Source organism: Oceanobacillus sp. B139/18, from assembly GCF_055524595.1.
In genome coordinates this window covers 123,286-142,883 of record NZ_JBVFXI010000003.1, presented here as the reverse complement: position 1 = coordinate 142,883, position 19,598 = coordinate 123,286, and the positions used below count along the sequence as shown (strand labels likewise).

19 protein-coding genes and 1 pseudogene are annotated in these 19,598 nt (G+C 37.8%); 13 read left to right on the top strand and 7 right to left on the bottom strand.

Annotated elements, in window-relative coordinates; genetic code table 11:
* Window positions 1-204 precede the first annotated feature (204 nt).
* Genes ACZSMY_RS11145 through ACZSMY_RS11135 form a run of 3 tightly spaced genes read left to right on the top strand, consistent with a single transcriptional unit; the run spans window position 205 to window position 2,134 of the window.
* Window positions 205-582 carry a GntR family transcriptional regulator gene (locus tag ACZSMY_RS11145; RefSeq protein WP_042530501.1) on the top strand — a complete coding sequence of 126 codons (378 nt, stop codon included), beginning with the start codon at window positions 205-207 and terminating at the stop codon, window positions 580-582.
* A complete protein-coding gene (locus ACZSMY_RS11140; protein WP_042530504.1) occupies window positions 572-1,429 on the top strand; it encodes an ABC transporter ATP-binding protein in 858 nt (285 codons plus the stop codon). Before ACZSMY_RS11145 ends, ACZSMY_RS11140 begins: the two co-directional genes overlap by 11 nt.
* Window positions 1,430-1,432: 3 nt before the next feature.
* Window positions 1,433-2,134, top strand: a complete 702-nt coding sequence (locus ACZSMY_RS11135) for a hypothetical protein (protein WP_042530506.1) — start codon at window positions 1,433-1,435, stop codon at window positions 2,132-2,134.
* A 537-nt stretch (window positions 2,135-2,671) separates the two neighbouring features.
* Here ACZSMY_RS11135 and ACZSMY_RS11130 read toward each other — a convergent pair.
* Window positions 2,672-2,830 (bottom strand): YfhE family protein, encoded by a 159-nt coding sequence (locus tag ACZSMY_RS11130; protein WP_139089027.1) that lies wholly within the window; start codon window positions 2,828-2,830, stop codon window positions 2,672-2,674.
* Between the two features lie 214 nt (window positions 2,831-3,044).
* Between ACZSMY_RS11130 and ACZSMY_RS11125 the strand changes: the two genes are divergently transcribed.
* Both ACZSMY_RS11125 and ACZSMY_RS11120 read left to right on the top strand, forming a co-directional pair.
* Complete coding sequence (locus tag ACZSMY_RS11125) at window positions 3,045-3,722, top strand: YqeB family protein (RefSeq protein ID WP_193063552.1); 678 nt, start codon at window positions 3,045-3,047, stop codon at window positions 3,720-3,722.
* Between the two features lie 6 nt (window positions 3,723-3,728).
* Window positions 3,729-4,325, top strand: a complete 597-nt coding sequence (locus ACZSMY_RS11120) for a TetR/AcrR family transcriptional regulator (RefSeq protein WP_042530512.1) — start codon at window positions 3,729-3,731, stop codon at window positions 4,323-4,325.
* A 99-nt stretch (window positions 4,326-4,424) separates the two neighbouring features.
* On the opposite strand, the gene trhA is transcribed toward ACZSMY_RS11120, so the two are convergent.
* Window positions 4,425-5,069, bottom strand: coding sequence for a PAQR family membrane homeostasis protein TrhA (gene trhA, locus ACZSMY_RS11115; RefSeq protein WP_042530514.1), 645 nt, complete (start codon window positions 5,067-5,069; stop codon window positions 4,425-4,427).
* Between the two features lie 186 nt (window positions 5,070-5,255).
* Here trhA and ACZSMY_RS11110 point away from each other — a divergent pair, with 186 nt between their 5' ends.
* The 4 genes from ACZSMY_RS11110 to ACZSMY_RS11095 all read left to right on the top strand — a co-directional run bounded on the left by ACZSMY_RS11110 (window position 5,256) and on the right by ACZSMY_RS11095 (window position 8,743).
* Entirely contained in the window at window positions 5,256-5,834 is a 579-nt protein-coding gene (locus ACZSMY_RS11110) for a DUF1836 domain-containing protein (protein WP_042530516.1), read from the top strand.
* Entirely contained in the window at window positions 5,831-6,766 is a 936-nt protein-coding gene (locus ACZSMY_RS11105; protein WP_465147783.1) for an MsnO8 family LLM class oxidoreductase, read from the top strand. The genes ACZSMY_RS11110 and ACZSMY_RS11105 overlap by 4 nt, the downstream gene beginning before the upstream one ends.
* Window positions 6,767-6,879: 113 nt before the next feature.
* Entirely contained in the window at window positions 6,880-7,494 is a 615-nt protein-coding gene (locus tag ACZSMY_RS11100; RefSeq protein WP_193063672.1) for a DedA family protein, read from the top strand.
* 115 nt (window positions 7,495-7,609) lie between these two features.
* Window positions 7,610-8,743, top strand: coding sequence for an Rpn family recombination-promoting nuclease/putative transposase (locus ACZSMY_RS11095; RefSeq protein ID WP_193063557.1), 1,134 nt, complete (start codon window positions 7,610-7,612; stop codon window positions 8,741-8,743).
* Between the two features lie 85 nt (window positions 8,744-8,828).
* On the opposite strand, the gene ACZSMY_RS11090 is transcribed toward ACZSMY_RS11095, so the two are convergent.
* The gene (locus tag ACZSMY_RS11090; RefSeq protein WP_193063559.1) at window positions 8,829-9,839 is read right to left on the bottom strand and encodes an aromatic acid exporter family protein; all 1,011 of its coding nucleotides are present in this window, start codon (window positions 9,837-9,839) and stop codon (window positions 8,829-8,831) included.
* A gap of 413 nt (window positions 9,840-10,252) precedes the next feature.
* On the opposite strand from ACZSMY_RS11090, the gene ACZSMY_RS11085 reads away from it, so the two are divergent.
* From ACZSMY_RS11085 to ACZSMY_RS11070, 4 genes and pseudogenes are all read left to right on the top strand, one after another.
* Window positions 10,253-11,797, top strand: coding sequence for a C40 family peptidase (locus ACZSMY_RS11085; protein WP_193063561.1), 1,545 nt, complete (start codon window positions 10,253-10,255; stop codon window positions 11,795-11,797).
* A gap of 321 nt (window positions 11,798-12,118) precedes the next feature.
* A pseudogene (locus ACZSMY_RS11080) lies at window positions 12,119-13,623 on the top strand (BCCT family transporter).
* Window positions 13,624-14,084: 461 nt separating this feature from the next.
* Window positions 14,085-15,392, top strand: coding sequence for a hemolysin family protein (locus tag ACZSMY_RS11075; protein WP_175297016.1), 1,308 nt, complete (start codon window positions 14,085-14,087; stop codon window positions 15,390-15,392).
* 182 nt (window positions 15,393-15,574) lie between these two features.
* On the top strand, window positions 15,575-16,381 hold the full coding sequence (locus ACZSMY_RS11070) for a VLRF1 family aeRF1-type release factor (protein WP_042530528.1): 807 nt from the start codon (window positions 15,575-15,577) through the stop codon (window positions 16,379-16,381).
* A 171-nt stretch (window positions 16,382-16,552) separates the two neighbouring features.
* Here the strand turns inward: ACZSMY_RS11070 and ACZSMY_RS11065 are convergent, their stop codons facing one another.
* The 4 genes from ACZSMY_RS11065 to ACZSMY_RS11050 form a co-directional block, all read right to left on the bottom strand.
* On the bottom strand, window positions 16,553-17,017 hold the full coding sequence (locus tag ACZSMY_RS11065; RefSeq protein WP_289584333.1) for an SH3 domain-containing protein: 465 nt from the start codon (window positions 17,015-17,017) through the stop codon (window positions 16,553-16,555).
* Between the two features lie 175 nt (window positions 17,018-17,192).
* A complete protein-coding gene (locus ACZSMY_RS11060) occupies window positions 17,193-17,606 on the bottom strand; it encodes a Fur family transcriptional regulator (protein WP_042530531.1) in 414 nt (137 codons plus the stop codon).
* Between the two features lie 15 nt (window positions 17,607-17,621).
* Window positions 17,622-18,446, bottom strand: a complete 825-nt coding sequence (locus tag ACZSMY_RS11055) for a metal ABC transporter permease (RefSeq protein ID WP_212928765.1) — start codon at window positions 18,444-18,446, stop codon at window positions 17,622-17,624.
* A 20-nt stretch (window positions 18,447-18,466) separates the two neighbouring features.
* Window positions 18,467-19,216 (bottom strand): metal ABC transporter ATP-binding protein, encoded by a 750-nt coding sequence (locus ACZSMY_RS11050; RefSeq protein WP_042530535.1) that lies wholly within the window; start codon window positions 19,214-19,216, stop codon window positions 18,467-18,469.
* Window positions 19,217-19,598: the final 382 nt, after the last annotated feature.

The following is a 19,598-nucleotide window of genomic DNA, read 5'->3' as shown; positions in this document are numbered from 1 at the left end:
TCTTATTTTTTTGCGTGAAAAATAGACCTCTCTAACAAAACTGTACAATTCAAAATGAAAAATAAAAGTGTGTAAATCCCCCTTTGTACACAAGGTTTCACTACGAATATAAGCAGATTATTTTTAAATAAACAAGTTGACTTTATACTGATTATGTTATAGGGTTAGTTACATAAGTAATTAACCAATTAAGGAATGAGGCTAATGAAAAAAGAATTAGATGAAAACAAACCGATTTTCCTGCAGATAAAAGAGCAAATTGAAGATTCCATTATCGATGGCTCATTGAATGGCGGAGAAAGGGCGCCTTCCACCAACGAATTTGCGAAATTTTATCAGATTAATCCGGCTACAGCAGGCAAGGGAATCAATGAGCTTGTCCTGGAAGGTATTTTAATCAAGAAACGGGGCGTTGGCATGTTTGTGACAGAGGAAGCGAAAAGCATTGTGATTGAAAAAAGAAAGCAGACATTTTATGAGAATTACCTGCTTCCAATGAAAAGGGAAGCGGAGAAGCTGGAAATGGATAGACAGGAACTAATTAATATGCTTAATCGAGAGGATGAGGCACATGGAAATTAAAGTGAATCAATTAAGTAAAACCTATGGTGACAATCATGCTTTGGATCAAGTTTCCTTTACTTTGGAAGGAAATAAAATCTATGGTCTGCTTGGCAGAAATGGAGCAGGAAAGACGACTTTCATGGATATTTTAAGTGGTCAAATGTTAGCATCTTCGGGAGATATCACCATTGATGGAGAGAACCCATTTGAAAATCAGCGGCTCACAGAATCCATCTGTCTGATCAAAGAAGCGAATAATTTCAGTCCAGAGTTAAAGATAAAGCAAGTATTGAAGATTTTTGCTTATTTTTACCCGAACTGGGACCAGGAAATGGCGGAAGAATTATTAGAGACGTTTAATTTGAAGCAATCTGCAAAAGTAAAGACGTTATCAAAAGGAATGGAGTCTGCGTTAGGAATTACAACCGGTCTGGCAAGCAGAGCACCTATCACTGTATTTGATGAGCCCTATATCGGTATGGATGCTCCTTCCCGTAAAATGTTTTATGACATCCTATTGGATGATTATCAGGAAAACCCCCGGACAATCATTTTTTCTACGCATTTGATTGATGAAGTCAGTTTAATGTTTGAAGAGGTTATTATTCTTAAAAAGGGTGCTGTCGTGCTCCAGGAAAGCTCGGAAGAATTGCGGGCAAAGACAGTCGCTGTTTCTGGACCAAAGGATAAAGTGGATGCTTATTTAGTGGATAAGGATATTATCCAGCGTACGGATTTAGCAGGCAGCTCCATGGCATATGCTTTCGGCAGCAGGAAAGAAGCAGAAGAAGCCGGTCTAGAAGTGGAAGGTGTTCCGGTGCAGGAGCTGATGATTCATTTAACAGAGAAGAAGAAAGGGGCTTAATCCATGAACAATCAAATAAAAGGCATGTTTTATTATTATACGGTTGATGTGGTTCGAACCGCTAAAATATTTTTTTCCATATTAACAGGTATCATCATTGCATCAGCTATTATTTGTTATTTATTATTGGGAGTCGATGAATTTAAAATGTATTTCGCCATCCCGTTTGCAACATACTTTAACGTTGGTATTGTCGGGTTTCAATTAGTGAAAGGCAATGTTCCGTTTGGATTAAAAATGGGAGCTACCCGTAAAAACATGTATGTCATGCAGCTGTATTTTATGTTTGCATACTCCTTGGCGATAGCTTTTATTGGAAGCACCCTGCAGCAGGTAACAGAATGGTTATTCCAGGCAGTTGGTGTGACAAACTATATTTATGTTCATCCGGCTATGTTTTTGACAGATAACTGGATTATGCGGATTGTCGTGGATGCCCTTGTCATGTTCCTAATTATGGCTGTATTGTATTACATTGCATTACTATTTTACCGGACGGGATTAGTCGGTGGAGGAACTGTGCTGGGAGTCCTGATGGTTGTTACCCTATATGGTGCTTTTGAAGGCTGGCTGGTTGATGCCGTTGTCAATCTGTTCTCTGATGTGACTATAATGACCTTTGTAAGCATGTTTTTCATCGGTATTGTTTTTTACTTGATAGGTTTTCCGTTTATGCGGAAAATCACTATTGTTAATAGACGTTAAGAAGCAGGAAGCTGTCTTTTGTTCAACGCAAAAGGCAGCTTTTTGGCAATTGTAAGAATGAATCGATAGGAAGAATGAAGAAAAGATCAATCTGATCGTGAATATTGTTTTTTTCAAAGAATAAGAAAGTATATAAAAAAAGCTGAATATAGCCGCTGCGGAAAAATACTACGCTTTCCATAGGCCCCGAGCTCATCTCCTTTAAAGAAGACTTGCTGATTGGCAAGCCGGCAGGAACAGACACAAGCATAGTCGCACTTATGCCCCGCAGGAAGCGGTTTTCTTCCGAGGAGACTGAAGCGTTGCCCGCGGAAAGCGACTTCCCGCAGCGGACATCGCTTTGGCGAGGACACCTGTGATTTAAAGACCAAGCGGTATTCTGGTTTTTCTTTATCATTCTCGCGAAAATATAGTGGTGCATGAAGGGGATGCAAGAATTCAGAGTTTAAGATAAAAATCAAGGAGCTGCAGCACAATCAGTTACTGATTGTGCTGCAGCTCCTTTTAAAAATTTTATATTGTCAAAAAGGTAACTAGTTATTGTTTTAATTTAGGGTTCTCGGATTTTGCCTCATTAACACGAGGTTTCCGATAGCCGCCAGCAATATCTGCCTGCTTAAATTCTTTAGAGTAATGGACCTCTTGAGCGTCAGCAATGTCTCTCTTTTTTGCTGGCTGATATTGTGTATTTCTCATGAATAATCATCCTTCCTGTTAATGTTTGTTCTATCATGTGTTTTCCCGGTTTAAGTGAATTAAAACATATCCATTTATGGCTGAAATCAATTTAACCTTTTATTCTATTTTAAAATACGGATTGCTTCCTCTTAACTAGTGAAATTTAATTATTTATGTTAGAATTTGATTAACCAATCAAAAAATAAACTATATCCAGAGGAGAATATAAAATATGCAAAATGAAACCGTACTTGGTTTATCAAAAATGGATAAAGCGATTATTATTATAGGAGGTCCGCTTCTTGGAGCAATTATTGGCTGGTTTATTCAAATTATTTCGAGCTGGCTGATTAAAATTCCATTTGTCCCGTTTGGTCCGTTTTTTGAATGGATTGTATCCTGGAATAGCTCCTGGGTATCGATTATCGGAGTAATTGTTGGTTTGATTGCAGGAATTCTCTTTGCGGTGTATGCCTTCAGTGAATCATTAAAAATGACGATTGCAGATCAAGAAGTTACAATGAAAAGGTATGATCAAGAAGTTACCTTGCAAAAAAATGATATTTCAGCAATTTATATGGATAGAAAGGATATTGTCGTTTTAGGCCAAAAAGGAGAGGAGCTGTATCGGTCGCAAACAGATGTAAAGCAGCCGAAAATAAAAGCAGCTTTTTTGGAACACTATTTTCCCTGGAAGTCTCAGGATCCTTATCAAGCGGATTACCAGCGCTGGATTCCGGAGCATCCTGATTTTCCTGCTTCTGTGAACAGTTTGCTTGCTGCGAGAGAAAAGGTGCTGAGGGAAGATAATGTAAAAGAAGCAGCGGTGCTGCGGAAGGATTTAGCGGCTAAGGGAGCTGTGATTCGTGATGAGGACAAGCGGCAGTATGTCCGAATGATAAGAGGGTGATATGAAGTGACGAAGGAAAAAACATTTATCTCTGAAGCGCGGAGAGAACAAATTTTAAAAGCGACGATTGATGTGTTGAATGATATTGGCTATGTCAAATTAAGTCTTGCTAAAATAGCAAAACAAGCGAAAATCAGCACGGGATTGATTTCCTATCATTTTGCCGATAAAGAAGAGCTGATCCAGCATACCTTAAATTACTTAATTGGTGCCCAGCTCGAATTTATTGAAGAACGGATGAAGGCAGAGACAGATATCTTTGAGCAGCTGCTGGCTTATATAACAGCAACGCTCACGTACCAAAATGAATATGTTGAAAATAATGTAGCACTGATTGAAATCATCTTTAATGCCCGGACGGAGGATAATATTCCTTACTATAAATTGAATGAAGAGGAAGAAGATCCGCTTTACCTGCGATTAGAAACCATTTTGTCAGAAGGACAGGAGAAACGTATCTTTTCAGCTGACTTTGACCCCAAAGCAACGGCTATACTGATAAATGGCGCTGCGAGTGAGAGTATGCTGCTGCAAAGTGAAAGCTTTGATATAAAGAATTATCAGCAGGAATTAATTAAAATGGTTACGAAAATAGTAAAGTAGAAGTTGTATTATAAAGTAAGAGTGCTTGAATAAATATATTCGAATAAACTCGAAAAAAACCTCGAATTCTCCAAGAATGAATTCGAGGTTTTAGCCTATTTAAATGACGTACAGATAAATACACAAGAAGTGTGAAATACTGCCAAGCAGGATAAAAATATGAAATATCTCATGGAAGCCGAAATAGCGGGAACGCAGAAACTCCGGCTTTAACCAGTAAATAAATGCCCCAATCGTATAAAATATTCCTCCCACAATTAAGCAGGTTATTCCGCCAGTCCCGATAATTGGAGCAAGCGGGCCTGTATAAAATATGGCAATCCATCCCATTAAAACATAGAGAAGGGTAGACAGCCATCTCGGGGAATGAAACCATATTAATTTAAATAGAACGCCAAGGACTGCCAATCCCGTAACTACCCAGAATAGTACCCAGCCAACCGTTCCCTCGAGAGCAATCAGACATAGTGGAATATACGTGCCGGCAATCAGTACATAAATCATGGAATGATCCATTCTTCTCAAAAAAGCAATTGTTTTTGGACCGGCAATCACAGAATGATAAACCGTTGAAGCAGTATATAATAGAATTAAACTAATACCAAAAGCTGCGACAGCACCGACGTCTAATGGCGTTCCGACCCGTGCTGCTTTGACAACAAGTAATATCAGTCCGACGATAGATAAAACAATCCCAATAAAATGAGTAAAAGCATTCATTGGTTCCCGAATAAATTTATTCAAAAAAACATCTCCAATCCGTTATGTAGTTTCAAATACTATGTAATAACTATATACCTGTTTCATCAAGTAGTCAATGTTTGAAATTTAACGAATTACGTCTATAATGAAAAGTAGATAGCTGAACGATAAATAATTAAATTTCTTGCTTTGCTTACTATCTTTATATTATGAGAGAGAGGTCATTTCGTGGATATACAAAAGCAATTAGAAGGACTTCATTTAGAGAACCAGTTGAAATCGGAAGAAATACCCGATTTAGATTTATATATGGATCAGGTTATTCAACTTTTTGAAAGTAAATTTGCTTCTTCCAAGCGGTATGAAGAAGATAAAGTGTTAACGAAAACCATGATTAACAATTATGCGAAGGCTAAGTTATTCTTCCCTATCAATAATAAAAAATATTCGAAAGAGCATTTGCTGCTGATTAGTATGATTTATCAAATGAAAAGTGTGTTATCTATAAAGGATATCGGGAAAACATTTGAAGAGATGAATCAGAGAGTGCAGGATGATGATTTTGACCTGGCGAATTTTTATACCAATTACATTCAGTTAATGGATAGAAACGCAGCGAGTTTTGAAGAACATATGAAGAACCAGGAAGAAATATTTGAGACAGAATTGGACAAAGATATTGTAGATGATGAATATCTAAAACAAGTATTACTGATTACCAGTCTGACAGGGATGAGTAACTTTTACCGCAGGGCAGCGGAAAACCTGGTAGATCAATTAGAGCAGAAAGGGGAGCACGAAGAATGAAATTAAGTATCTTGGATCAATCTCCATTATTTGCAGATGCGGACGCAAAGCAGGCGCTGGAAGCAAGTATGGATCTGGCAGTCCTGGCCGACCAATTAGGTTATGAACGTTATTGGGTTGCGGAGCATCATGACATGCAAGGCTTGGCGAGCACTGCTCCGGATATATTGCTGGGGATTATCGGCAGCAGAACAGAAAGAATCCGAATCGGTTCAGGAGCAGTGCTATTGCCGAATTACCGGCCGTTTAATATTGCTGAGCGCTACCGGATGCTGGCTGCATTGTATCCGAACCGGGTAGATTTAGGAATCGGCCGGGCGCCGGGCGGTTCCGCAGAAGCTTCTATAGCCCTTGCTGGAAACTTTTTGGAAAAGGTGAAAGCAATGCCGGATTATATAGATGAATTGCTTCATTTCCTTCAGGATGACTTTTCGCCGGAGCATCTTTATTCACGTGTGACCGCTGCCCCCGTACCTCCTGTTCAGCCTGTGCCTTGGCTGTTGGGGACAAGCCAGCGGAGTGCTCAGCTGGCCGTAACTAAAAAACTGCCTTATGTTTTTGGTCACTTTATGGGCGCTGATAATGGACCGGAAATTATGGCCGGCTACCTGAGACAAGCTGAGAGTCCCTCCGCTATCGTTGCGGTATCTGTTCTGTGCGCTGAAACAGAAAAGGAAGCTTTGGAATTAGCAGAAGAAGCAAAGCGCAAAAGAGAAGAGCAGGATCCATCTCCGCAGGCAGATCAGGAGGAGCAAGCCCAATTTGCCGATAAACAAATTATTGGAGATAAAGCCCTCGTACAAGAAAAACTCACGAAACTGCAGGAAGCATATCAATGTGATGAAATAATGGTGCTCACGATGGCGCCAACGTATAAAGCAAGAGAATATTCTTACCGTCAGCTGGCAGAAATAATGAACCAGACCAAATAAAGCTGCCATCCCTTAAATTCTTAACACTTGTTTTCAAAATGAAATAAAAATCATAGGCTGCAGCATGATAGAATATACCTTAATAAAGAGGACAAGCGTAAATGGAGGATATTATGGGACAATGGGTTACAGCCATGATGGAGCAATTTGGGTATTTTGGAATTTTTCTGATGATGACGTTAGAGAATTTATTCCCGCCGATACCATCTGAAATCATCCTGCCTTTTGGAGGATTCATGACAATAGGCAGTACATTAACCTATACCGGTGTATTAACAGCAGCCACATTAGGAGCGCTGATTGGCGCCATGCTTTTATATTGTATTGGGATGATACTCGATGTGGAGCGGCTGGAGAAAATTGTTGACCGGTACGGGCATCTATTGCGTTTGAAAAAAACAGATATTTATAAGGCAGATGAATGGTTCGGAAAGTATGGCTATTGGACTGTATTTTTTTGCCGGATGGTGCCGCTGCTGCGGAGCTTAATCTCTATTCCAGCAGGGATGGCAAGAATGAACTTCTGGATGTTTATGCTATTAACAGCAGCAGGTTCTATTATTTGGAACAGTATCCTCATCGGTATTGGAACCATTTTGGGAGAGAATTGGCATCGTGTAGCAGCTTTTATGGATATCTATTCTAATGTTGTCTATACCTTTATCATTGCAGGAATATTCATTTTCATTGCCTGGTATATCAGGAAAAGAAAGAAAGAAAAACTGTAGGGATGTTCCTGCAGTTTTTTTAAGTTTTTTGTTGACAAAAGAACATATGTTTGGTTAACTGTATTTAGAACCTCTTCTTGGTAAGTCCTCTACTAAAACATAAGGATGTGTTTCCATGATTTATCCTCGCAACGCAACACTATTATTCCCTCAGATATGCGAAAATGGCGAAGTATACAAAAATGCTATTCCTAAAAATGGTCCAAATCGACTGATGGACTTAAAAATTGATTATGCCTTTAAAATGCTGTTTGGTGATGAGCGCAATAAGAAGATTATAATAGCCTTTTTAAATGCTTTTTTTACCAATTCCGACAGAGCACAAATCCAGAATCTTGAATTTCAAAATAAGAATGCAGCTGACGAAGGCGAGAACACTTCTTTATCATTGTTTGTTGAGACAGAAGATAAAGAAGCGGTTTTTGTAGAAATACTTTTCCCGGATCAAGATACCCCGGAAAATCAATCTTTATATTTTTGGTCAAAAATGTACCGCCGGCAATTTGAAGCAGATTCAGATTTGGAAAGCCAGCATTCCGTGGTAACCATAAGCATCATGAATTTTGAAATATTCCATGAAAGTGATGAATTCCATAGCGTATTCAGATTGTCAGATAAAGATAAAAATATCCCGCTGACCAATCTGCAGGAAAATCAATTTGTTGAGATACCTAAGCTGATCCGCAGCTGGAAACAAGGAAAGTTAAATCTGGAGAAAGATACTTTAGCGAGATGGTTATTGCTTTTAGCTGCGGTGGATGCAGGTAATAATTATTTTCATCTGGATATCTATAAAGAACTGGAGAAACTGGCAATGGTTGATCAAGATTTAAATATCGCTATGAAATACTGGGGAGATATCAGCAATACGGAAAAAAATCAATTGACCTATCAGGACAGGTATCGACATATGATAGAACAGCACTTTTTAAAAGAGATAGAAAAATCAGAAGAAAAAAGACAGGAAGCAGAAGAAAGAGCAACAGTTGCAGAGCTGAATTATAATCAAATGAAAAATCAATATAAACAGCAAAAAATTAAACTGATAGAGGAGAGAGAGAAAAGAATAAAAGCAGAAGAAAATGCAGTGCTTGCTAATCGGGAAGCGGCGAAGGTGGTTATCCGTTATGGAAAAGTCGTTGCACGTAACTTATTTGAACAAGGGATGGATAATTTATTTGTAAAAAATATAACTGGAATGTCAGATAAGGAAACAGCGATGATAAAAGAAGAATTAGACAGAGAGTAGAAACATTATTATGCTCTTTATCTTTGGGTAAAGTATTAGAAAAAGAAACAAAGTTATCTGAAAAACTTTGTTTCTTTTTCATAAATTATTCATCCAATGAGAAATAATCTTCTATAATTTCCACAATAGAAATCAACTCATAGATAGCAACTAATTCTATCGGCAATTTTTCTGTACTGCTCATTTGATTGGATTTTAACATTTCTTGAAATAGCTGATTGAGCTGTCCGCGTTTAGCAATCCATTCTTCTTTCTCAAAGTCGATTTTGCCAGCCAGCACATTTGCAAAATAACATACTGTTTCAAAAGCGTGTTTTTGTTTCAGTGCATCCCATTCAAATTTCATTGTAGGCTGCTCTGCTATATTAGTAACATGATATTGAATCATTCGCAGATAATGAATCTGCTGTCTTAATTGTGTTAATTCATCCTCGCGTTTTTCTAAAATATGATGGAATTTCAAATCCTTCTTTTGGTAGAGTGAAAGCAACTCTACTCTTTCAAGTTCTTTGTATACACTGCCGACTTTTTCATTTACACCAAAATCTAGAGGTGTTTTTGTGAAAATCAATTCATAATAACATCGCTTCATATGATTACTTAATTGCTTGCGGATAGGTACAATCTGTTTATCAATCGAACGATGGTAATTTGGCGGAAAAACAAACATATTTACCAGTGTGGAGACAGACAATCCAATTGTTGTTGTTGCCAGTCGAATAAGAAAGCTAAGAAAATAACTGTCGTCCACTAATTCAATCATTGCAATTGCTGTTAAGGTTGCAACCAGTAACCCTGCATGAAGGTTTAAGCGAAAGCAAGTGAAAATAGTAAGTATTGCAGCTAACATATAAGTAGACGGTGAATTACCGAATATAGCCAGAAATATAACGGCATAGGCAGCGCCAATCGCCGAGGCAGGAAAACGGACAAGTCCTTTCTTAATAGAATCTGTCACAGTTGGTTCAATTGTAACGATAGCTGTAATAACGGCAAATGTCGGCGGGAAATTGAACCATTTACAAATAAGCGCTGTGAAAAATACAGCAATCCCCGTTTTAATCACTCTATTTCCAATGATAGTTTGAACCTTCACGTCAATCCCTACTTTTCCTCATGTTAAATAATTTGTAACAAATAAATTTAATAAGATATTTTCATTTATTATATTGTATTGTATCATTTATTGCGTAAATTAAATGACGAAAAAAATTAGATTAGGTATATTTATTGGGGAGCACCAGACAAATCTACTAAAATGAAAAACATTGTCAGACGGGTGTTATTGCGTATTCTATGACGATTTTGAAAGAGTTTTGTCGTTATTGAAACATAAATGTAATATTTCTATAATATGCATGACATTTTCTTATGTTAAGCTTTACAAAGTTACAAATTAGAAGAAGAATATAAAAAATATTAATATAAAAAACTAATCGCAAATGTTCGGGAACTCAAATACATAGATAATATATTTGCGGTGCAAAATTTGAAAGTGGGGAATAGAAGTTGAAAAAGACAGTAATGACATTGACTGCGGCTTCCGTAGTAGGTTTGAGCAGTGTATTTTTTGCAGGGCCGGTAAAAGCAGAATCAGTAGAAGACCTGGAAAACAGACAGACTGAAGTACAGGATGATCGTGATTCTGTTCAATCTAATCTATCAGATGCTGAAAATCAAGTAGCAGATGTTTTAGTTGATTTACAAGATTTACAGAAAGAAATTGATGATTTAAATTCTGCTCTTCAACAAAATGAACAGAAATTAGATGAAACAGAAGAAAATATTTCAACTACGGAAGATGAAGTTAGTGAATTGGAAGATGCAATCAAAGAATTAGAAGAAGCAATTGAAAAACGTACGGATATCTTAAAAGAACGTGCGGTTGCTTTACAGCAAAATGGCGGAGATATTAGCTATATTGAGGTATTGTTCGGAGCACAGGATTTCAGTGATTTTGTAAATCGTGTTTCTGCAGTGAATAAAATTACTGATTCAGATTTAGCTTTACTTGAACAGCAAGAAGCAGATAAACAAGAAGTTGCAGATAAACAAGAAGCAGTTGAAACAAAATTGGATGAATTAACACAATTGAAAACAGATTTAACAGGAATTAATAATACAATTACAGAGCAAAAAGATGCTGCTGAGGATAAAGAAGCTTCATTAAAAGATAAAGAAGCAGATTTAACAGCACTTATTGAAGATTTAGAAATTGAAGATTCCCGCTTGGCTGCTATTGAGCAGGATGTAGCAGATCGTTTGGAAGTAGCAACTGCTCCAGCACCAGAAACATTGGTAGCAAGTGTCAGCGTAGGCTCTAGCGATGAAAGCAGCAATGAAGAAGCAGAAGCAGAGGTTGAAGAAGAAACTGAATCTGCAAATGAAGCTGAAGAAGAAGCAAGTGAACCAGAACAGCAAGAAACTTCTTCCAATGAAGACCAAGAAGAAACTTCTTCAAATAGCGAAAGCAATAATAACAGCAGCAATAACAACAATAGCAGCAGTAATAATAGCAGCAATAACAATTCTGAAAGCAGTAGTAGCACTGCGAGCTCAAATGAATCAAGCTCTAATACAAGCTCTAATAGCGGGTCCAACAGTAGTTCCAGCAATTCTGATCAAAATAAATCAGAACCTAAAGAAGAAAAAGCAGAAGAGCCTGCACCATCAACCGGTTCTGGAATCAGTGGAGTGCTTAGTGCTGCACAGAGCCAAACACACCAAAACACGTATGTTTGGGGAGGAAAAAGCCCTAGCACTGGTTTTGACTGCTCCGGATTTGTATCTTGGGCATTCGCTCAAGCTGGATATTCCATCCCGTCTTACACAGGTGCATTAGTTAATACAGGTACATCTGTATCTGCAAGTAATATGCAGCCTGGAGACTTAGTATTCTTCAATACGAATGGAACAAATGGCCATGTTGGTATTTATCTTGGCGGAAATAAATTTATCGGTTCACAAAGCAGTACAGGAGTTGCTGTTGCTGATATGTCACCAGGAAGCTACTGGGGCGGAGAATTTAGCGGAACAGTACGCCGCGTACAATAAATATTTAATCCCAAGGGTCCTTGCATGAAGATAAGCTTCATGTGAGGGCTTTTTTATATAATAAATTAAAAACTAATGACAAGTGGCTCTTTTATGTATCCATTCCCTGTATGAATGGAAATAAACTCCCTTAAATCTATTTATTTATTTCAAGCGGTTATTGAATTTTATCTGAATGAATGCGGTAATAATCTTCCTTCATAAGAGACTATTTCAATAACCAATCTAACCACTTCATTTAAATCGTTTACTATCTCGGCTAATGGGTATAGAATTATATATCCCATTTTCGCAGTAAATAAACATAGAAAGGATGGAGGTATGAAAAAAAGAAATAAACGTTTTTTAAATCCTGTATTTTTTATTTCTGCATCAGTAATTTTAGCATTCGTTATAATTGGTGCGTTTAATTCTACAGGCTTTCAAAGTGTAGCAACTCTATTATTTGATTTGACGACACAGAATTTTGGATGGCTCTATTTAATATCCGTTTTTGTGTTTGTCCTCTTTCTAATTGGCTTATCGATTAGTAAATACGGTAAAATAAAATTAGGTCCAAAAAATTCGAAACCAGAATTCGGTTTCTTTCCTTGGATTGGAATGCTATTTTCCACAGGCTTCGGCTCTGGACTGGTATTCTGGGGCGTAGCAGAGCCAATGAGTCACTTTTTTAATACACCATTTCCAGGCTTGGAACCGCAAACAGAAGAAGCTGCGAGGGTGGCTATGGGATATGCTTTCTTTAACTGGGGCATTAGCCAATGGTCTGTTTTTGCGTTAGTCGGACTGGTTATTGCATACTTACAATTTCGCAAAGGAAAAGACGGGTTAATTTCAACAGCAGTAAAGCCCGTTGTCGGAAATAACCCTATTACGGCCACTTCTATCAACTCGCTTGCTGTAATTGCTACTGTTATGGGAGTAGCGACTTCTCTAGGATTAGGAATTATGCAAATGAGCGGCGGTCTGTCATCTGTTTTTGGGCTGCCAGACGGGGTATGGATGCAAATTGCAATTGCATTAGCTATGCTTCTTGTTTATTTAGGTTCATCTGTCAGTGGTTTAAACCGCGGAATGAAATGGTTAAGCAGCATTAACTTATCCTTTTGTTTAATTCTGCTTGTCTTTGTTTTTCTGATGGGACCAACTGTATTTATATTAGAAACCATTGTGCTGGGATTAGGAGATTATTAACTAACTTTGTCGAATACAGCTTACGTTTAACTCCGTATACTGGAGACACCTGGGTAGTAGATTGGACTATTTTCTATTGGGCTTGGGCAATTTCATGGTCGCCATTTGTGGGAGCTTTTGTCGCTCGTGTATCGAGAGGGCGTACTATCCGTCAGTATATCTTTGGCGTACTTGTCACCTCTCCTGCCATTGCCTGTATTTGGATCGCTGTCTTTGGAGGAACCAGCTTATATAGTGATTTGAAAAATGGAACGATGATTGCTGAAGCTGTTGATCAAGATTTAGCTGTCGCCTTATTTGAAACGTTTGGTACCTTGCCATTAAGTACCATCACTTCGTTGATGGCGATAGTATTGATTTTTACGTTCCTAGTTACTTCAGCAGATTCTGCAACGTATATTTTAGGAAGCATGACATCAAGAGGAAGTTTGAATCCGGCATTGATTACAAAATTTATCTGGGGAGGACTCATTACAGCTATTGCAGTCGTCCTTTTAGTTGCTGGAGGGTTAGAAGCGCTGCAGACAGCATCTCTCACATCAGCGCTTCCTTTTGTCATAATTATTATCATGCTGATGATTTCCTTTATTAAAATATTGCAGAGAGAAGAGAACGACAAGCTAAAAAAATAATCTGTGAAATAAAATAAACCGGCTGTTTTTTGATAACAGCCGGTTTATTTTATTGTATTAATATTTATCTGCAGCACTTTCATAGTCAAGTAGACACAGTGTGCCCCTTTCCATTATAATAAAGAATAAGAGAAAGGGTGATTCGATGGGAAGGTAATATGGAACTTTATATATGTTTATCATGCAGGACTATCCATTGCGCCTAATCATTTGGATTATCTGCGTGCAGAAAAGATAATAAGAGGATGTTCAAAAAGTTTTTATCCAATGGAATTGCGGAAGGAGTAAATTAATTTTCAGTGAGACGAATAATTGCAATCGCCGTCCTGTATTTAAGAAGCTTCTTGATTTTCAAACACAATTGGATACTTTTGAACATGAACTTATAATAATTTTTAAAATTTCAGGAGGTGAAATCCTTGTGTAATGTTACACAAGGATCTTAATTGGACATATCGACCATGATTAATTTATTTGCGGTTGCTATTTTAATCGCATTAACTGCTTTTTTTGTTATGTCAGAATTTGCTATAGTAAAAATTCGAAGTACTCAGCTGGAGCCTCATATTGCAGCGGGAAGAGGTTCAGCTGCTTCAGCTAAGAAAGTCATTACCCATCTTGATGAGTATTTATCTGCCTGTCAATTGGGGATTACAATTACAGCACTTGGAATTGGGCGCTTAGCCGAACCGACATTTGAGAGAATGTTACATCCCCTTTTGGAGGAATTTAATCTTGGAGCAGGTCTTGTTACAACCCTTTCCATTTTTATTTCCTTCCTGATTGCAACGTTCTTGCACGTGGTTGTCGGGGAGCTTGCGCCGAAAACATTAGCAATTCAAAAAGCAGAACAGGTCACATTGGCTGTAGCCAGACCGCTGACCTGGTTCTATCGCCTGTTGTTTCCGTTTATCTGGTTATTAAATGGATCCGCACGATTATTAACCAAAGCAGTTGGCTTACAGCCAATGAGCGGGCATGAGGAAACACATACAGAAGAGGAGCTGCGTTTAATTCTGGCTGACAGCTATAAAAGTGGTGAAATCAATCAATCTGAAATGATGTATGTAAACAATATATTTGAATTTGATGAACGGGTAGCCAGAGAAATTATGACACCGAGAACAGAAATGATTTATTTCTCGACAGAAGCCAGTTTTGAAGAAAACTTAGAAACGATTCATCAAGGCCAGTTTACCCGGTACCCGGTTGCTGATCAGGATAAGGACAATATTATCGGTCTGGTAAATTTAAAAGAAGTGTTTACTGGAAAGCTGAGCAAGGATGAACCTGCGACGATTGAAGATTATATTCGGCCAATTATTCATGTATCCGAAGCTACCCCAATTCGTCATCTCCTTTTAAAAATGCAAAAGGAGCGCATCCATATGGCGATTGTCAATGATGAATATGGCGGTACGGCCGGGTTAGTAACGGTTGAGGATATACTGGAAGAAATCGTTGGCGATATCCGGGATGAATTTGATGAAGACGAAGTACCTGATTTTGAAACGATTGATGATACTACTTATTTAGTAGCAGGCCGTGTCAGCTTGGATGATATCAATCAAAAGCTGGGTATTACTTTGGAAGATGATGAAGTGGACACCATCGGCGGCTGGTTCTTCACCCATAACCTTGAAGCGGATGTAGGAACGGTGATGGAGGTTGAGGGGTATGAATTTACTCTGATTGAAAAAGACGGGTATCAGATTAAAAGAGTGAGAATCACTAAAACCTTATCAGAAGAAGAAATGGAACAAGATTAGAACGTAAATAAAAAAAGTTGAAACAATAAAGTTTGATGGTGAAGAAGGAAAGAGTGATGAAGCTCTTTCCTTTTTTATAGCTTAAAATAACTCTATCATATCCTTTATTCAGATATTAAAGTTTAAACTCCTTTTATTTTGGTTACACACTAAATAGATACTGATTTTCGAGGAGGCTTATCATGAAGGATATTCAAGATATTGTGAAAGAGTTAGAGAATGTGAGAGGAACAGGAGCAAATAAGATATTTACCATGTACCTAAATACAGATTTAAGCGACCCGGATCAGCAAAGCGGGGAGTGGAAGATTCATCTGAAAAATGGTTTGAATAATTTTGAGCATTATTTAAAAGAAGCAGATGATCAGGAAGAACTCAAAAATTTTAGGCAAATAAAACAGCGTGTGAAAGATTTTATGGGAGAAATAGAAAGAGATCTCATGCGCGGAGTTATCATTATTGCTTCAGCTGACGGCGAGGTCTGGTTTGCTGAGCGTGTACAAATGCATCTGCAAAATGAATTTGAGTGGCAGGAGACACCTGTATTAGATCAATTAAAGACACTGTCTGAAAAGTATCCGAAAACAGGAATTATTCTAGTGCAGCAAAATCAGGTCAAACTGATGGACACCAATCTAAATCAGGTAAAGGATACAGCAGAATATGAACTGGATGTGGAGGAGGATACATGGAAGATGAAACAAGGCCCTCGTCATGGCAGAGCGAAGCAGGGACTTGGAGCAAGCAGTGTACAAAAAGATCTATTCAATGACCGCTATGAAGCGAACCAATATCGATGGTATAAAAGTATTGCGCCTAAACTGGATAAGCAGGCAAAAGACAGAGAATGGAAACGTATTTTCATTGTCGGCGAGGCACCTGCTTCCAAAACACTGGAAACAGAAATGAATAAAGAGGTAGAAGAGGTCATCTTAAAGAATATGCTGGATCACGAGGAGAGTAAGGTTTTAGATACTGTACTCGATTAAATAGATAATGATGCAAAATCTCTTAAACTATCTTCTCTATAAATAAAAAAACGAACTTAAATCTCTATCCATTCCATAAATGAAAAGGAGATTTAAGTTCGTTTTTTTTATGAGGATAGGAAGCTTAGATAATCCTTTAATAATTTCAGTCAAGAGAAAAAATCTTTTTAATCACTCAACAGCTTCCAGGTATCCGGCATTTGCATAGCCAGTGACGTCTTGATAAGAAATCTCAACCCATTCATACTCGTCTTCTTCACCGATAAGCTGGACAATATCCCCGTTAACCAGCGTTTCTACAACCTCACTGTCTGCGTTGGGGCTGCTTCGGATATTTAATACCTCTGCAGTAACCTCATACTCCTCTTCATTGGAGTCGCCAGTGTCCGCATCCGTTTCTTCAGATTCCTCCTCCGATTCAGAATCCCCCGATTCCTCATCTGTATCTGCATCCTCATCTGCTGCATCTGCTTTTTCCGTTTCTTCATCATTTTCCAATTCGTTTACTTCAGATGCTTCATTTTGAAAGTCGAAATCTGGATTGTTAAATTGTCTTTGCATCACTAAAACAAATACAATAAAGATAATTCCTGCGATGAATAATAACAATAATCGAAATTTACTACTTTTACGCATACTACTCTGCTCCTAATATAATTGTTCTAAAAGTAGTATACATAACTTTTCGACATAAAGAAATAGAATTTCCAAAAAAAATGTGTAAATCATGAGAAAAACTGCGGGTTTGCTCGTACAATAGCGAATCCGCAGTTTTTTTCTGATGTTTTATTCTTATATTAATTGAAACATGTTAAGCGTGAAGGCATTCCGGGCATTTGCCATAAATCTCAAATTTATGATCTTCAATTTCATAATTTGACAGCTCCGCAGAAGCAGAATCCATTGGACATACTTCAATTTCTTTTGTTTTACCGCAATCCTTGCAGATAAAATGGTGATGATGATGATGGCTGCAGCTTAGGCGGAAATGCTTTTCACCTTCTAAATCTGTTTTTTCTAATATCCCTAAATCATAATATAGGTGCAGGTTCCGATAAATGGTATCGAAGCTGATTGTCCCATATTTTTTTTCGAGATGGACAATTAAATCCTTAGCAGGACGATATCCATCCTCGGATGCAAAAAATTCTAAGATATCCTTCCGTTTTCCGGTAGTTTTATATCCTTTTTCTTTTAAAACAGTGATGGCATCTTGAAGATTCATCGAAAAAACCTCCGTTTACTTTCGTAGTTTTTTCATTCCTATAGCAATTAATAATAAAATTAACGACGTCATGACAATTGTTCCGCCAGGTGGAATATCTAAATAATAGCCTGAAATAATTCCAAATATCACGGCAATTTCACCAAAGAGAATTGACAGGAATATCATTTGTTTAAATCCTTTAGCGATTCGCATGCTTGCTGCAACAGGGAGTGTCATCAAAGCGGAAACCAGCAGCACGCCGACGATACGAATGGAAGCAGCAATGACAAGCGCTGTTAATACAATAAACAGCATATTGATCCATTTGACATGCAGTCCGGCAATCGTTGCTTGCTCTTCATCAAAGGACATGGTAAATAGTTCTTTAAAGAAAAGCCAGATAATGACAAGTACAAAGGCGGCGACTCCAGAAATGACGTAAAAATCATTAACCGTTACGGCAGATACAGATCCGAATAGATAGTTGAATAAATCCGTATTAAACCCGTCTGCAACGGAAATGAAGATAACACTCAAGCCGACGCCGGCCGACAAAATGATAGGAATGGAAATTTCCTGATACGCTTTATACACGGTACGCAGCTTTTCAATAAAGATAGAGCCGAGTACGGAAAAAAACATGCCGCTGTATATCGGTGAGATAACCCAGCCGTATACCTTCTCAGTCATCAGCCCAAATGAAATTCCGGCTAAAGTAACGTGCGATAAAGCATCTGCTATTAATGATTGTCTTCTGACAACAATAAAAGTTCCTAGTAATGGTGCGATGATACCGATTAAGATACCTGTGAGAAACGTATATCTTAAAAAGGGGTAAGTTAAAAAATCCAAAAGCATTGTCTTTCCTCCAACGATAATTAATGCGTAACCAGGCTGACTGGATGACCATATATTTGAGAAAAGTCTGCTTCTGTAAGTGATGCATATTCATCCGGATTTCCGTGAAAATGCAGTGTTTTATTTAAACAAACAATATCTGTCGCATATTGGGTCATTGTGCCTGTATCATGTGTTACCAGCAGTAATGTTTTCTTGAATTCTGTATTAAGCTTATAAAGCAGCTCATAAAAAATTTTTACATTTTCATAGTCGATTCCTACAGTAGGTTCGTCCAAAATAATCAGCTCAGGGTCGCTGACCAGAGCGCGTGCGATAAAGATGCGCTGCTGCTGACCACCTGACAGATTCCCGATGTTCTGTTTGGTATACTCTGTCATACCAACCTGGGCAATTGCTCCATGAATTTTTTGCTTATCTTTTTTGGTTAAGAATTTTAAATAACCAAGCTGTGCAGTAAGCCCGGAAGCAACTACTTCATATACGGTTGCAGGAAATCCTTTATTAAATGCATTTGCTTTTTGCGAGACAAAGCCGATTCGATCTCTATTTTTAAGCTTTTGAATCGATTGTCCGAAAACCATTATTTCTCCCGTTTCCGGTCTTTCCAGGCCGAGAATGAGCCGGATCAATGTTGTTTTTCCGCCGCCATTCGGTCCGACTAATCCCATGAAAGCTCCTTGAGGGATTTCAAAGTTTATATTATCTAAGACTTTACGAGATTCATAATGGAAGTTAATATTTGACATAGACACAACTGGTGTTGTCATCGTATTCCCCCATTCATTTTAAAATAATAATGGAACGTACTTTCAAGTTCGTACTCTACCTATGATATCGTAAGGATTTCTGTTTGTAAATAGGAACGATTACGATTTTTAGAAACACCTGAATGAAAATGCATATTAATATAGAAGGAACACGTTATGTTTAGCTGCGATTATTACTGCTGGAATAGCAATGGAATTCTTTTCACGCTTATTTTGAATAACGGTTTTATATAAAAGCTGTATGAAAGGAAGAGCATGTAAGCAGTTTTCAGGAGTAGGCCTTATTTTGAAAAAGAAAATAATAAACTTTCACTTTGAAACCCCTTACAAAAAATTGCTAAATATATTGCCAAAAAATTAATAATCCGTTATAGTATAAGTA